General features: G+C 57.6%; 14 protein-coding genes. 2 read left to right on the top strand and 12 right to left on the bottom strand.

The genetic code is table 11. The features are described 5' to 3' along the window. Positions 1–140 precede the first annotated feature (140 nt). The 4 genes from MITSMUL_RS04880 to MITSMUL_RS04865 all read right to left on the bottom strand — a co-directional run bounded on the left by MITSMUL_RS04880 (position 141) and on the right by MITSMUL_RS04865 (position 4,364). Entirely contained in the window at positions 141–1,541 is a 1,401-nt protein-coding gene (locus tag MITSMUL_RS04880; protein WP_005840464.1) for an MFS transporter, read from the bottom strand. A 36-nt stretch (positions 1,542–1,577) separates the two neighbouring features. After that, positions 1,578–2,357, bottom strand: coding sequence for a TIM barrel protein (locus tag MITSMUL_RS04875; RefSeq protein ID WP_005840462.1), 780 nt, complete (start codon positions 2,355–2,357; stop codon positions 1,578–1,580). Positions 2,358–2,566: 209 nt separating this feature from the next. After that, the gene (locus MITSMUL_RS04870) at positions 2,567–3,775 is read right to left on the bottom strand and encodes an RNA-guided endonuclease InsQ/TnpB family protein (RefSeq protein ID WP_005840461.1); all 1,209 of its coding nucleotides are present in this window, start codon (positions 3,773–3,775) and stop codon (positions 2,567–2,569) included. Then, complete coding sequence (locus MITSMUL_RS04865; RefSeq protein ID WP_005840460.1) at positions 3,714–4,364, bottom strand: IS607 family transposase; 651 nt, start codon at positions 4,362–4,364, stop codon at positions 3,714–3,716. Before MITSMUL_RS04865 ends, MITSMUL_RS04870 begins: the two co-directional genes overlap by 62 nt. Before the next feature lie 257 nt (positions 4,365–4,621). Between MITSMUL_RS04865 and MITSMUL_RS04860 the strand changes: the two genes are divergently transcribed. Then, a complete protein-coding gene (locus MITSMUL_RS04860; RefSeq protein ID WP_005840458.1) occupies positions 4,622–4,984 on the top strand; it encodes a heavy-metal-associated domain-containing protein in 363 nt (120 codons plus the stop codon). A 67-nt stretch (positions 4,985–5,051) separates the two neighbouring features. Here MITSMUL_RS04860 and MITSMUL_RS04855 read toward each other — a convergent pair whose 3' ends face one another. The 8 genes from MITSMUL_RS04855 to thiD form a co-directional block, all read right to left on the bottom strand. Next, entirely contained in the window at positions 5,052–6,440 is a 1,389-nt protein-coding gene (locus MITSMUL_RS04855) for a GDSL-type esterase/lipase family protein (protein WP_169627139.1), read from the bottom strand. Between the two features lie 164 nt (positions 6,441–6,604). Next, entirely contained in the window at positions 6,605–7,423 is an 819-nt protein-coding gene (locus tag MITSMUL_RS04850; RefSeq protein WP_005840456.1) for an SDR family oxidoreductase, read from the bottom strand. A gap of 69 nt (positions 7,424–7,492) precedes the next feature. After that, on the bottom strand, positions 7,493–7,861 hold the full coding sequence (locus tag MITSMUL_RS04845) for a PTS glucitol/sorbitol transporter subunit IIA (protein WP_005840454.1): 369 nt from the start codon (positions 7,859–7,861) through the stop codon (positions 7,493–7,495). Positions 7,862–7,923: 62 nt separating this feature from the next. Then, complete coding sequence (locus MITSMUL_RS04840) at positions 7,924–8,613, bottom strand: PTS glucitol/sorbitol transporter subunit IIB (protein ID WP_040635493.1); 690 nt, start codon at positions 8,611–8,613, stop codon at positions 7,924–7,926. Positions 8,614–8,691: 78 nt separating this feature from the next. Next, positions 8,692–9,246, bottom strand: coding sequence for a PTS glucitol/sorbitol transporter subunit IIC (gene srlA / locus MITSMUL_RS04835; protein WP_005840451.1), 555 nt, complete (start codon positions 9,244–9,246; stop codon positions 8,692–8,694). A 33-nt stretch (positions 9,247–9,279) separates the two neighbouring features. Then, positions 9,280–9,690 (bottom strand): transcriptional regulator GutM, encoded by a 411-nt coding sequence (locus tag MITSMUL_RS04830; protein ID WP_005840449.1) that lies wholly within the window; start codon positions 9,688–9,690, stop codon positions 9,280–9,282. Positions 9,691–9,727: 37 nt separating this feature from the next. After that, on the bottom strand, positions 9,728–10,666 hold the full coding sequence (locus tag MITSMUL_RS04825; RefSeq protein WP_040635491.1) for a sugar-binding transcriptional regulator: 939 nt from the start codon (positions 10,664–10,666) through the stop codon (positions 9,728–9,730). A 451-nt stretch (positions 10,667–11,117) separates the two neighbouring features. Next, the gene (thiD, locus tag MITSMUL_RS04820) at positions 11,118–11,924 is read right to left on the bottom strand and encodes a bifunctional hydroxymethylpyrimidine kinase/phosphomethylpyrimidine kinase (protein WP_005840444.1); all 807 of its coding nucleotides are present in this window, start codon (positions 11,922–11,924) and stop codon (positions 11,118–11,120) included. 277 nt (positions 11,925–12,201) lie between these two features. Here thiD and MITSMUL_RS04815 point away from each other — a divergent pair, with 277 nt between their 5' ends. After that, positions 12,202–13,545, top strand: a complete 1,344-nt coding sequence (locus MITSMUL_RS04815; protein ID WP_005840440.1) for an MFS transporter — start codon at positions 12,202–12,204, stop codon at positions 13,543–13,545. The last annotated feature ends 95 nt before the right edge of the window (positions 13,546–13,640 follow it).

The raw sequence follows: 13,640 nt of genomic DNA, 5'->3' as shown, positions 1-13,640 counted from the left end.
TGGTGCTAGATGAAAAGCTGAGATGGGGACGGCTCTTTCGGCAAAAAAAGTCTGGCTGTCGAAGGGGTTGGACAGCCAGAAAAAGTAGGAAAAGTCGGTTTCAAGAATCCTGTGATGTGAGAGACTCTGGTCTAGATGGCTTACAGCTCTCCGCGTGCCTCGCGTGCGACGAGATCGCGCATGATCTTTGGGTAGAGCTTGTCGAGCTTATAGCAGAGCAGGACGACGAGCAGGATGACCCAGATGATGATCATGCCATACATGTACATGTTGACGATCATGTCGATTGCGGACTGCGGCTGTACTGCGTCGGCCGTCGAAGAAGAGATGTAGCCCGACCAGGACATCAGGACAGTGATGAATGCGCCGGTGATGCCAGTGCCGACTTTGTAGCCGACCGAGCCACCGGAGAAGATCAGGCCTTCCTGACGAACGTGGAATTTCCACTGGCCGTATTCGACGACGTCGCCGAGGAATCCGAAGATGACGGAGTTCAGCGGGGCAAAGCCGATGCCGCGGATGATGCAGCTGAAGACGACCCAGGAGAAGCTCGTCGGGTTGAGACAGTAGATCAAGTGGCCGACGAGTGCGACGACGACGCCAATCAAGGACATGTTCCGCTTGCCGAAGCGTTTGAGGAGCTTCGGGCAGAACAGGATCGTGCAGACGATCGTCGTGATGACCTCACAGAGCAGCAGGATGCTGAACAGGGAATCATCGTGGAAGATGTACTTGCAGTAATACGGTAGGATGGTGCCGGTCACCATCTGGATGATGCACTGCATCATCCAGATCGTCATGGCCATCCAGAAGTACTTGTTGCCGAACAGGCATTTCAGGGATTTGATGATCGGGACCTTGCTGACCTTCTTGCGTGCCTCGATGACGACGGTCTCCTTGCACTGCGTGAAGCAGAGCATCAGCAGGATGAAGGCGAGTACCGCCCAGATGCTCATGACCTTGATCCAGGCAGCCTGATTGTCGCCCAGCACCTTGATGAGCGGCAGGGTTGCCGAGATGGAGATAATCTTGCCGATTGGCGAGAGGGCCATTCGCGTGATGGAGAGCATGTCGCGCTCACGCGAGATGCGCGTCATCATGGCGGAAAGGCTGCCATAGGGCAGGTTCAGTGCGGTGTAGCAGATGGTATTGCAGAAGTTGTAGGTGATGAAGAGGTAGACAAACTTCATGAAGTCTGACCCCTGCGGCACGGTATAGATCAGGACAATCGAAACGCAGAACGGTATGCTGGACCAAAGGATCCAGGGGCGTGACTTGCCCCATTTAGAGTTCGTGCGCTCGACGATGAAGCCCATGATGAGATCGGAAACACCATCAAAGATACGGGAAATCAAGAAGACAAGGCCGACGGTTGTCGGCTCGACGCCAGCATAGTCGGTGTAGAAGAACGTCAGAATGGTCATGGCGCCGGCGACGATGTTCATCGCCGTGTCGCCGAGACCATAGGAAATCCTGGTGAACCAGGACAGGCGTCCGTTCTGTGGATCCGGCGCCGCAGCTGCCGGTTGTGCTGTGTCCATGAGGGACCCTCCTTTCAGCGCGATGCGGATGACCGGTCAGTCCTGCATGATGGCAGCAACAGCAGTCTTCGTATCCGTCTCCGGGAAGAGCTCATAGCCGACGCGGTACTTGTAGCCGAGGCGCTTCAGCGTCTCGTAGACATTGTGGTAGCAGATCTCGCCAGTGCCGGGCTCGTGGCGGCCCGGGCAGTCGGCGACATGGATGTGGCCGATCTGGTCGATGTACTTCTCGAGGTTGTAGCAGAGCGCTCCCTCGTTGTACTGCATATGGTAGGCGTCAAAGAGGACCATGAGGTAGGGCGAGCCAATCAGGCGCGTGATTTCTGCGGCCATCTGCGTCGTCTGCAGGAAGTTGCCGACATGGTCGACCTTGATGTTGAGTGCCTCAAGGTTCATGCGGATCTTGTACTGTTCTGCCAGCTTGACGCTCTCCGTCAGCGTGCGGTACATGGAGCAGAGCTTTACTGTATCGGAGAGTTCATCGTAATGGTTGACGACGATGCCGCCATCGCCCAAAGCGTTGGAATGGATGGTGACCGTCTCGGCGCCGACCGCTTGAGCTGCTTCCAGCGAAGCCTTGAGGGCATCGAGGTAGGCAGCCTCCTGCTCAGGGTCTACGAGCGAGAAGTCATTGTCGCCATTGAAGCCGCTGATGGCGATGCCAGCCGCCTCGGCTGCCGCACGGACCTTCTTGAGGTCGCGGATGCGCCAATCCCAGAACTCGACCGACTCAAAGCCATCTTTCTTGGCCGCGGCAAAGCGCTCTTCAAAAGGAAGTTCTGTATAGAGTGTATCGATGCAGGCACAGCGTTTCATGAGATATTCCTGCTACTAAAAACATAGACAAAAATGTGCATGTCTTAGAAAAATTCCTTATTCATCGTGTATGCTTTTGCCCAGGCAAGCCTGAGACTACTCACAAGTTCTTGTACACTCCAAAGGCGTTGGCCGTGTTCCCTGCCTCGCAAGGCAACGGCCTGTTCCCGACTAGCCATCGGTACATTTAGCAAACGTGAAAACGTGAATCAGGCAATGCGATAGTTTTTCGTATCGCGCAGATTCAGCGCTGCATTCAAATCGCGATCTTCCGTGTATCCGCATGCGGGGCAGACGTAGACGCGGTCTTTGAGTTTCAGGCCGCTATGCACATGCCCGCAGGCGTGGCATGTCTTGGAACTCGGGTAGAAGCGGTCCGCGATGCGGAACTCGATTCCGATGATCTCTGCCTTGCGCCGCAACTTCTCACGGAAGGAGTAGAAGCGCTGCTGCACCACGGCCTTCGAGAGATGGCGGTTCTTCATCATGCCGGTCACGTTGAGGTCTTCCACCGTGATGAAGCGTGGTTTTTGCTCGACCAGTGCGTGGATGACCTGATTCTCGTGATTGCGGCGGAGATTCGCCAGCCGCTGATGCAGTTTCTGTACCGATGATTTCTTTTTCTCTATGTTTGCAGAGGCAGTAGCAGTACTACCACCTTTCCTCTTTCGCATCTCGTACTTGCGGCTGAGACGCCTCTGCTCTCTTCTCAGCCGCTTCTCGAGCCGTCTGGCTCGGGAAGACGTATTGATATTCTCAAAAATCCTGCCGTCGCTGACGATGGCAAGCGATTTGACACCAAGGTCTACACCAATGCCATCCGACTGCGGATGGTACGATGCCTCTAGGTCATTATTATAGCGGCTCGTTTCCTCAATCTCGGCCGTGACCGAGACGTAGTAGCGGCCCGCTTCATAGGAGACGTGCCCGTTCTTGATGGTCACGCTCTGCGGTAGGTAGCCAAATTCTTTCAGGCGCACCTTGCCGATGGTCGGGATCTGGATTTTGTGTCGCCAGATCGTCCAGTCGCCCTTGTTGTTCTTCGGGAAGTAGAGCTTTACATTCTGCTGATTCTTCCGCTTGAAGCGCGGGAAGTGCGCCTGTCCTTTGAAGAAACGCCTGAACGCCTGCTCCGCATTGATGAGGATTTTCTTGCGCGCCTTGGAGCCGCACTGGTCAATCCAGGGAAATTTCTTCTTCAGCACATGGTTGACGTACTTGTCGAAGTCATTGGCGGTGACGAAACGGCGCTGCTTCTCATCGAGGACGCCGCGCTGATACAGGCGGTACAGCCAGATGTTGCGGGCGATGTACTGATTTACGAGAAAGCGGCAGATACCGAGAGATCGACGTACCTTATCCTTTTGGCTTTCGGTGAGCCGGAGTTCGGTCTTGAAGGATTTGAGCAACGGTTTCATCTCCTTTCAGCTCTCCCTTATACTTCCGCAATCCATAAATACGACAGGAAAATACATGGATGATGCTGATAAGGTCTTGGATCATCTCGCGTTCCGGACTGAGGTCCTCGTTGTTAACGACAATGATCTTTGCCCCGTGCTCGGCCAGATGGCGCTCGAACCAGTCAAAGCCGAAGCGGACGAACCGGTCCTTATGTGTGATATAGATTTCGGCCACCTTGCCTTCCTCTGCCATCTTGATGAGTTCATTCCATTGTTTCCGCTTGAGATTCAGGCCACTGCCGATATCCGTCATGACACGGTCGACAATGACACCGCGCGCATTGACAAACTCGCGCAAGAATGACACTTGGTTCTTCAAGTCGTCACGCCGCTTTGCCATTGACACTCTGGCGTATAGGATCACTTTCTTCTGATTCTGCACTCTCGTGCTGTTCCCCATATACACATCCAACTGCTCCTGTGTGTAAAACCTCCGATTCGTCGGGGTTCTGAAAGCTTTCAACTTGCCCGCAACATCCCACTTTTGGAGCGTCCGGACCGTCACACCGAGCATCTTGGCAAAATCTTTCGGTTTATAGGTATTCATGCTTATATTATACCATATATACCTATTATATTCTATGGTTTAATTAACAGTTATATGCTCCTAAAAATCAAGCAAAAAATAGATAGAATTCCCCGATTGTACGAAGCCATTCTAGCAGTTTTCTCTGATTATTGTCTGGAATCATCTGGAATCGTCTAGAACGGCTTGACAGATACCCCCAACTGGTATATAAATAAAGATGAAGTTGATTTTCAATTACATAATACAGACTCATCACGATACAGGAGGAATCCATCATGGCTACAGCAATCGTCGGCATACTCGTCCTCGTGGCATTGTTCTTCGCACTCAAAGGCGTCGTCAAGCATTGGCGTGGAGAGAGCAGCTGCTGCGGCGGCGGAGATATCAAAGTGCCGAAGAAGAAACTCACGGGCACAATCGTCGAGACAAAGATCGTCGACATCGAGGGCATGACCTGCGGCCACTGCAAGGCCCGCGTCGAGCAGGCGCTTGACACGATCGACGGCGCTGCCGCCGAGGTCAACCTGCATCGCAATCACGCCGTCGTCAAGATGACGCGCGAGGTCAGCGACGACGAGATCCGCCGCGCGCTCGCCGGCAGCGGCTACACGATCACGGGCATCCACATCAAGGGCTGAACAGGCACGAAAAAGCCGCATTCCACGAAAGGGAATGCGGCTTTTTGCATATGGCGATAAAACTCGGTCAGGAGTTCGTCTTCTTCGTCAGGCTCTGCGTGACCCATGGGAAGGTCGACTCGAGGTACTGGCCAATCTTCTCGCCCATCGACTTCTTGGCGAGGTAGTCGGGGTGCAGACCGTCCGTCGTGTAGTCGGACCGCAGCCAGCCGCGCTCGTCTGCGAGGGCGCTGGCGACATCGACGGAATACGGCTGCTTCTTGACCCAAGCGCAGACGTACTGCTGGTGCGTGAGCCAGTCGGGCGTCGGATGCTCGATGCCGGCGCGGTGGATCATGAGGCTCGGGTTAATCGGCGTCGGCGTCACGAAGACGGGGATGATGCCGTAGGCCGCGCATTTCTCCTTGAGCGCCTTGAGGTGCTGCACGACGGTCCAGCCATACGTGCCGGCGCGGTAGTCGTTGACGCCGCCCATGATGACGAGGATGCGCGGCGAGAACGGCAGGACATCGTGCTCGAAGCGGTCGATCATGTCCTGCGTCGTATTGCCGCTGACGCCGAGGTTCTTGATGGGCACCGGGGAATACGTCTCCCAGTTGTAGAGCGGGTCCGATGGCGGCACGCTCATGACGCCGCCGCCATGCGTGATGCTGTCGCCGAGCGCAGCAATCGGCGTCGGCGTAGTCACCGTGAAGCCGTTCTTCGCCGACCAGTCGCTCAGCGGTGCGCCGTCCGCATCTACGGAGCGCACGCGCCAGTAGTAGCGGCCCGGCGTCGTGTAGGCATCCCAGTCGTAGACGTCGTACTCACCGGCCTGCAGCGTCTTGAGGTACATGTCCTGCGAGCCCTCCTCGCGATAGACCTGCACTTCGTGGTGCTTGGCGCCCGGCATCGGGATCCAGGCGTAGACGGGGTACTCAGCCGCATAGTCCATCTTGTCGTACGCCGACGTCGCGAGCGGCGCCGTCGGGTTCAGCGTGCCAGCGGCAATCAGCTGCGGCGTGGAGTACGAGTTGACGGGATTGCCGTTGTAGTCGAGTCCGCGGACTTTCCAGTAGAAATTCGCCGCGGCCTTGCCGTAGCGGCTCACATCGATGTCGACGCCGTTGGCGAAGATCTGGTTTTGCGTCATGATGACATTCGTCAGCGTGTCATCGGCTGAGCCGAGCAGTTCGACCTGGTACTTGACGGCTCCCGGCACGTGGTCCCAGACGAGCCGGACGCTGCGGATATCGACCGACGGCCCCTTGGCAGCGTCGGCCTTGGCAGCAGCCTCGAGCTGCTGCGCCGCCTGCGTCTCCGTGACAGCCGGCTGCTGTCCTGCCTTCTCCGCGAGCACCGACGTCGCCGTGACATGGCCGTTGTCGCCCGTCGCAGCCTGCGTATTGGTCGGCAGTGCTAAGCCCGCCGTCAGGCAGCAGAAGCCCAGCAGCTTCGCGATTCTCTTTATCTTCATCGTATCTCTTCCTTTCTGACATTGCCTTTTCATCTTATCACGCCTGACACTGTCAGGCAAATTTTTCGGCGCGACCATAAAAAAAGAGATGCACTCAGCCACAGAGTGCATCCCAAGACAAAAAGGATATGTAAGGATTGTATGGGGATAGATGTGAACGGGTATCAGCCTCTCGTCTTGCCGCCCGCGACGTTGTAGGTGACGCCGTGGATGTAGGAGGCGCGGTCGCTCGCGAGGAAGAGCACGAGGTTGGCGACTTCGGTGAGTTTGCCGCTGCGGCCGAGCGGCGTCGTCTTCGTGTTCTTGTAGCCCTTGCGCAGGTCCTCGACCGTGATGCCGCGCGTGTAGGAGAGCGCCTCCTCATAGGCCAGCGTGCGCAGGCCCGTGGCCTCGAGGATGCCCGGCGCCACGCCGACGACACGGACATTGTAGCGGCCGAGTTCCTTCGACCAGGAGCGCGTGAAGGAGTTGACGGCGTTCTTCGTCGCCGCGTAGATGCTCTGTCCTTCCGAGCCCTCAAGGCCGCTCTCGGAGCTCATGTTGATGATGACGCCCTTGCCATTCTTGACGAACTCATGGCCGAGGGCCTGCGCCATGAGGTAGACGCCGCGGATGTTGACATTCGTGACCTTGTCGTAGACACGCTCATTGAGCTCGTACTTGCCGTACGGGTCCTTGGGGTCGACGAGCAGGCACGGGATGTTGATGCCGGCGTTGTTGACGAGGATGTCGAGCTTGCCGAACTTCGCCTTGGCCTTCTCGACCATCGCGCGGACGCTCTCGGCCTTCGTCACATCCGTCACGACGTAGAGCACGTCGCCGCTGCCCTCGCCGCGCTCGAATTCCGGCTCTTTGGGGTTCATATCGCAGACGACGACATTCGCGCCGTTGTCGAGGAACGACTGGACCACCGTCTTGCCGATGCCCGAAGCACCGCCCGTAACCACTGCTGTTTTACCTTCCAGATTCAACCATGAAGCCATGACTATCTCTCCTATCTTGCTTGTCTTTTGTCTTGCTTTACTTGTTCTAGCCGGACTTTCCCCGGGCACTCAGGGCTTATAGATGGCGATCTCCTCGCCCGGCTCGATGTCGCCGACCTCTTTGTTCTCGAGGTAGAGGCTGCCCTCCAGATTCTCGCCTTCCTCATTGGCATTGAAGCGCAGCGTGATGTGGCCGAGGTCGCGCAGGTTCTTCTGGACCTGGCTGCCAACGTAGACGATCTTGTAGTCCGTCTTGCCGAGCCGGAAGATGTCGCCTGGCTCTACCGTGTCCTCGAGCTTGTTGCCGCGATGCAGGACGCAGTACTCGCGGAGTTCCTGCGGCGCGTTCTCATTGAACAGGATGAGCATGCGCGCGCCTTTAAACGCGTGGACCTGTGTGCCGAGTTCCTGCACGATGGTGCTGTAATACTTTTTCATGAGATTACCTCCTGTTTATATGCAATCAAATGGTGTAAGAGTTCGTATATTCGCTCGCGCTCTCAGCCCTCATAGAGTCCAAAACTGGCCAGCCAGGCGAGGATGACGGAAAGCGGGCCCGTGATGAAGCGGGAGTAGAGCACGGACGGCACGCCGACTTCGACGGTCTTGGCGTCGGCTTCTGCGAGGCCGAGGCCGACCGGGATGAAGTCGCAGGCGCACTGTGCGTTGATGGCGAAGAGTGCCGGCAGCGCGAGGTGCGGCGGGATGGCCCCCTTGCCGATCTCAACACCGATGAGCACGCCGATGACCTGTGCAATGACAGCGCCCGGTCCGAGGAACGGAGAAAGGAACGGGAAGGAGCAGATCAGAGACAGGATGATGAGGCCGCCGACGTTGCCGGCCAGTGGCACGAGCAGATGCGCGATGATGTCGCCGATACCGGTCGAGAGGATGATGCCGATGAGCATGGAGACGAATGCCATGAACGGCAGGATTGTCTTGATCATCGTGTTGATGGTCTCGCGGCCGGCCTGGTAGAAGACGGCGACGATGCCGCCCATGAACTGCCCGACCTTCGCCATGAAGCCGGCCTGCTGCTCCGAGATCTTCTTCGACGTGTCGTAGTGGCGGCCGCTGACGCCGCCCGTGATATTGACGATCTTGTTCTGCTTTACGTCAGGGTGCAGCTTGAGCGGGCCGCCGAAGCCGCCGGAACCAGCCGTGACGATGACGTCTTTATACTCTGCCATGATGCTCTTCTCCCTTTTCATATGTCACATATGTTCATATAATGTACTATCATTGAAAATTTTTTACGCAGCCGCGCTTCAGTCCTTCGTCGCGACGAGCTCCTTGCTGAGCTTCACGCCCTGCTGCTTCTGCACGTAGGCCGTCATGAAGTCGGTGATCCAGCCGCGCAGGAAGTTGATGACGATGCCGATGAGGAAGTAGCGCAGCGCGAGGTCGACGGTCGGCAGGCCGAGTGCCGAGATGCCGTTGGCAATGCCGAGGAAGACGAAGAGCTCCGCTGGGTCGACGTGCGGGAACAGGCCGTTGAGCGTGTGGCAGGAGGCCGAAGCCGCTGCGTAGTACGAGGGCTTGTAGTACTCCGGCAGGAATTTGCCGAGCGACAAGGTCATCGGATTGCAGAAGAAGAACGTGCCGACGACTGGCAAGAGGATGTAACGCGTGACGACGTTGCCACCGCAGATGCGCGCGAATTTCTCGATCTTCTCGTGGCCGACGAAGGCGATGATCGAGTTCATCGCGACGAGCAGGCAGACGAGCGTCGGGATGATGCCGCTGACCCAGCCGACGAAGGTCTCACCGCCCTTGTTGAACATGCCGATGAAGCCCTGTGCCAAGAAAACCATTGTGTCCATCAAAATCTCTCCTTTTTCTTTTTCCCTTATTTTTTATCTTCTAGCGGGAGTAAGTTGTTGCTCCCGCTGGAGTTCCTGGTACGAAAGATAATCCTGACGCGCGCTCAGGGCCGCCTTGACCTGTTGGCGTGTGAGCCCCTGCTCTTCGCAGAGCGCCTCGCTGAGGTCGAGCAGGTTCAGGCCATCCAGCGCTGGGAAGGGACGGCACTTGGCAAAGACGGTGACGCCCTCCATGATCTCCCCTTTGACGATGCGGCAGTCTGCATCGATGCAGAGCAGCACGATAGCACCTGCTAGAAAGCGCCCTTTCACCTTGCCGATGGCCACTGGACCGAGTTGGCGGAGCTCCTTTAGACGGCGGTTAAAGCGGCGGAACTGCCAGAGCGTCAGCGCCGTCTGCAGCACCCAGATAGCGATGGCCGCGATGAATAAGGTCCACATCATGGATATCTCTCCTCTCTCCTATCATTTCCTCTTCTCATCATTCATGCAGCAGGATGGTCGCCGTCGACTCATCGGTGATCAGCACGTTGATGAGGTGGCCGCGCAGCGCGCCCATGATGGCCGGCACCTTTTCGCGCGAGGCAGCCATGCCGATGCAGTACGGCAGATTCCGCAGGGTATCGAGCGGCACAGCGATCGTGCGGTCTGTGAACGGGGTCTGTACGGGATTGCCGTCCTTGTCGTAAAAGACCGAGCAGATCTCCCCGACGGCTCCGGTCCGCCGCATCGAGTCGATGGCGTCGCGGCCGAAGTAACCGGCCCAGACGAGGTTCGATGACTTGACCGGCGCGCCGATGCCGACAATCGCGATGTCGAGCTGCTGCCAGAGCTGCGAGATTTTCTCGTAATTCGCATCCTGCAGGATGGCATCACGTATCTCCGACGTGCGCGTGATGGCCGGCGCGTAGATGAAATGACTGCGGCCGCCGACAGTCTTGGCCATCTCGTAACAGATGGTATTGACGTGGTGGTCACTGTCGATGCTCTCCGGACCGCCGTCGATCGGCACGAAGTCGATGTCGAGCTGCGGCATCTTCTCGCGGTGCGCATACTTCGTGAGTTCCTGTATCGTGGAGCCCCAAGCCATGCCGATGACCTGGCCGTCGGCCATGATGCGGCGCAGCAGGTTGAGTCCGGCATGCGCCATGCTCTGCTTGATGGCGAGCATGTCGTAGCTCTTGGGCACGACGTACGCCTCACGCAGGCCGAAGCGCCGCTCCAGCGCCGCTTCGATTTCCTCGTACGAATCGCTCTCGACCTCGATCTTGACGATGCCGTTGTTCATCGCCTTCTTGAGGTACTTGCTGACCGTCGTGCGATCGACACCCATGCGCCTCGCTATCTCACTCTGCTTCATGTGATCGAGATAGTACATGCTGGCCGCCTTGATCAGGATGCGTTTCTCCACTGGCATCATGGCAATCTCCCCTCCTCTGTATCCGCCCCACATCGACTTTCACATTCGTGAAGTTCTTTCTCGTTTGCTCTCTTGTTGAGTCTTATACTAGCAGGACAGCGCCATATTTACAATCATTTTGCCGCTTTTTCCAACGTATTTTCTGCTATTCTCAATGAATTTCTCAATTACTTTCACATATGTTTTAACTCTGTCACTTTTGTGCGCAAACAAAAAAAGCCCCTTGTGGGGCTTTTATCGATAACGAGACGATAGGCGGGGGCATCTGTTTCGCCTGCAGAAGCGAAGCGACCGCCCGAAGGGCTGAGCCCCGAGCAGAACCAAGCTAAGCAGGCGATGTCAGAACGCCGCGGCAGGCGGCGAAGTCTCGGCAGGGCCCCCAAGTGACCTGGGGCTCATTCAGCTGAGCGCCGAAGCCGAAATAGATGCCCCCGCCTTACTACGCAGTTACTCAGTTCTCAAAGAAATCGCCATGAAGGTTCCAGCCGTGGTCGACGGGGCCGTTGCCCCTGCCGAGGTCCATCTTGGCGAGCAGCGCTCCGAACAGGTACGACTTCGCGCGGCCGATCGACTCGTCGAGGTCGAAGCCCTTCGCGAGGTTGGCGGCAATGGCACTCGACAGCGTGCAGCCCGTGCCATGCGTGTTGGGATTCGCGACACGCGTGCCGCGATACCACTGCTCCCCCTCGCCGCCTGCGAGGACGAGCAGGTCGCTCGCGTCGTCCGCGAAGTGACCGCCCTTGGCGAGTACATTGACCTCGGCCTCTGCGGCGAGCTTCTTCGCCGCCTGCTCGAAGGCAAACTCATCCGCAATCTCTGCCCCCGTCAGGACGCTGAGTTCGGGAATGTTCGGCGTGATGACCTCGGCGAGCGGGAAGAGCTCCTGCACGAGCACCTCGATGGCCTCGTCCACGAGCAGCTTGGCGCCACTCGTCGCGACCATGACGGGGTCCACGACGACATGCTCGGCCTTATAGGCCTTCAATTTATCCGCGATGACATGGATCAGCGCGGGCGAGGCGACCATGCCGACCTTGACGGCATCGGGCCGTATGTCCTCGAAGACCGCATCGAGCTCTGCCGCCAGGAACTCCGGCGTGGCTTCCTGCACCATGCGGACGCCCTGCGTGTTCTGCGCCGTCAGCGCTGTGATGGCGCTCATGCCGTAGACACCGTTGGCCAGCATCGTCTTGAGATCCGCCTGCACGCCGGCGCCGCCGCTCGAATCGCTGCCCGCGATCGTCAGTACTTTCTTCATATGAATCCCTCCTGCATGTCACGAAAAAATTTAACACATCCATCTTACAACGCAAGCCCCTGCTCTGTAAAGGAAATCCGTCGGTTCCCTTCGGTTTCACTCGGTTTCGCTCGACTCATCGATGAGTTCATCCGACTTCGCGGAGGCCTCTTGCATTTTGCCCAAAATCGACTACAATAACAGTAATGTAATCATCTGTCATGACAGCTGATTAAAAGATATCATCTTTATTTTTCGTTCAGGGATTTCAGGGATTTTGGGGAAAGAGGTTATTTGCATGATTCTCGAACGCTTAGAAGCGCTGCCTGTCGGATCCTTCCAGTACAAGCTGCTCATGGTCACGGGCCTCGGCTGGCTCTTTGACTCGATGGACACGGGCCTGATTGCCTTTGTTCTGCCTGTCTTGACAAAGGACTGGGGGCTCTCGCCCGCGCAGGCCGGCTGGATTGGCTCGATTGGTCTCATCGGCATGGCGCTCGGCGCTGTGCTCGCCGGCACGGTCGCCGACCGCATCGGCCGCAAGAAGGTCTTCACCATCACGGTGCTGCTCTACAGCATCTCGACAGGGCTCTGCGCTCTTGCTTGGAGCTATGAGTCGCTGCTCGTCTTCCGCTTCCTCGTCGGCTTCGGCCTCGGCGGTGAGCTTCCTGTCGCCGCGACGCTCATGAGCGAGTACGCACCGAGCCATCTGCGCGGCCGCTTCATCGTGCTGCTCGAAAGCTTCTGGGGCGTCGGCTGGCTCGTCGCAGCTTGCATCGCCTACCTGCTGATCCCGCACTTCGGCTGGCAGATTGCCTTCGTCATCGGCACGATCCCAGCACTTTACGTCTTCCTGATCCGCTTGCACATGCCAGAGTCCGTGCGCTACCTGATCTCGCACGGCCGCATCGATGAGGCCAAGGACATCATCCTCGACCTCGAGCGCAAGCTCCACGTCGAGAGCCGCCCGTTCGACAGCAAGCTGAGCCCCGCGGAGCTCGAGCAGCCGAAGGCTGCGGCGACAAGCTTTGCGACGCTCTGGACGAAGCCCTTCCGCACGCGCACGGCTATGCTCTGGCTCGCCTGGTTCGGCATCGTCTTCAGCTACTACGGCATCTTCATGTGGCTGCCGTCCATCGTCTTTGCGCAGGGCTTTGCCGTCATCAAGACGTTCGAATACGTGCTGATCATGACGCTCGCTCAGCTGCCGGGCTACTACGCCGCCGCCTGGCTCGTCGATGTCATCGGGCGCAAGTACACGCTCTCGCTGTTCCTGCTGATGTCGGGCATCTGCAGCTTCTTCTTCGGCAACGCCGCGAGCGCTTCCTCGCTGCTCGCCTGGGGCGCGGCCATGAGCTTCTTCAATCTCGGCGCCTGGGGCGTCATCTACACCTACACGCCGGAACAGTACCCGACGACGATTCGCGCGCTCGGCTCTGGCTGGGCCGCCGGCTTCGGCCGCATCGGCGGCATGATCGCCCCAATGCTCGTCGGCCTCATGCTCGCCAATGCCTTTGGCATGAGCACGATCTTCCTGATGTTCGCCTCCGTCTTCGTCATCATCTCCGCCGTCGTCCTGACGCTCGGCAAGGAGAGCAAGCAGAAGACGCTCGAAGAGCTCGAGGAAGCTTACGATAACTGATTCTCACCACATGTTGCAGTTCCCATCTCACATTTCACATCTCATAAAAAAGAAAAAGAGCTTGGCCGCCAAGCTCTTTTTTTCATGATTATTTA

Origin of the sequence: Mitsuokella multacida DSM 20544 (assembly GCF_000155955.1) — a bacterium.
GTDB classification, from domain to species: domain Bacteria; phylum Bacillota; class Negativicutes; order Selenomonadales; family Selenomonadaceae; genus Mitsuokella; species Mitsuokella multacida.
Note: the sequence above shows the minus strand (reverse complement) of the source record. Positions and strands in the feature narration are given on the sequence as shown.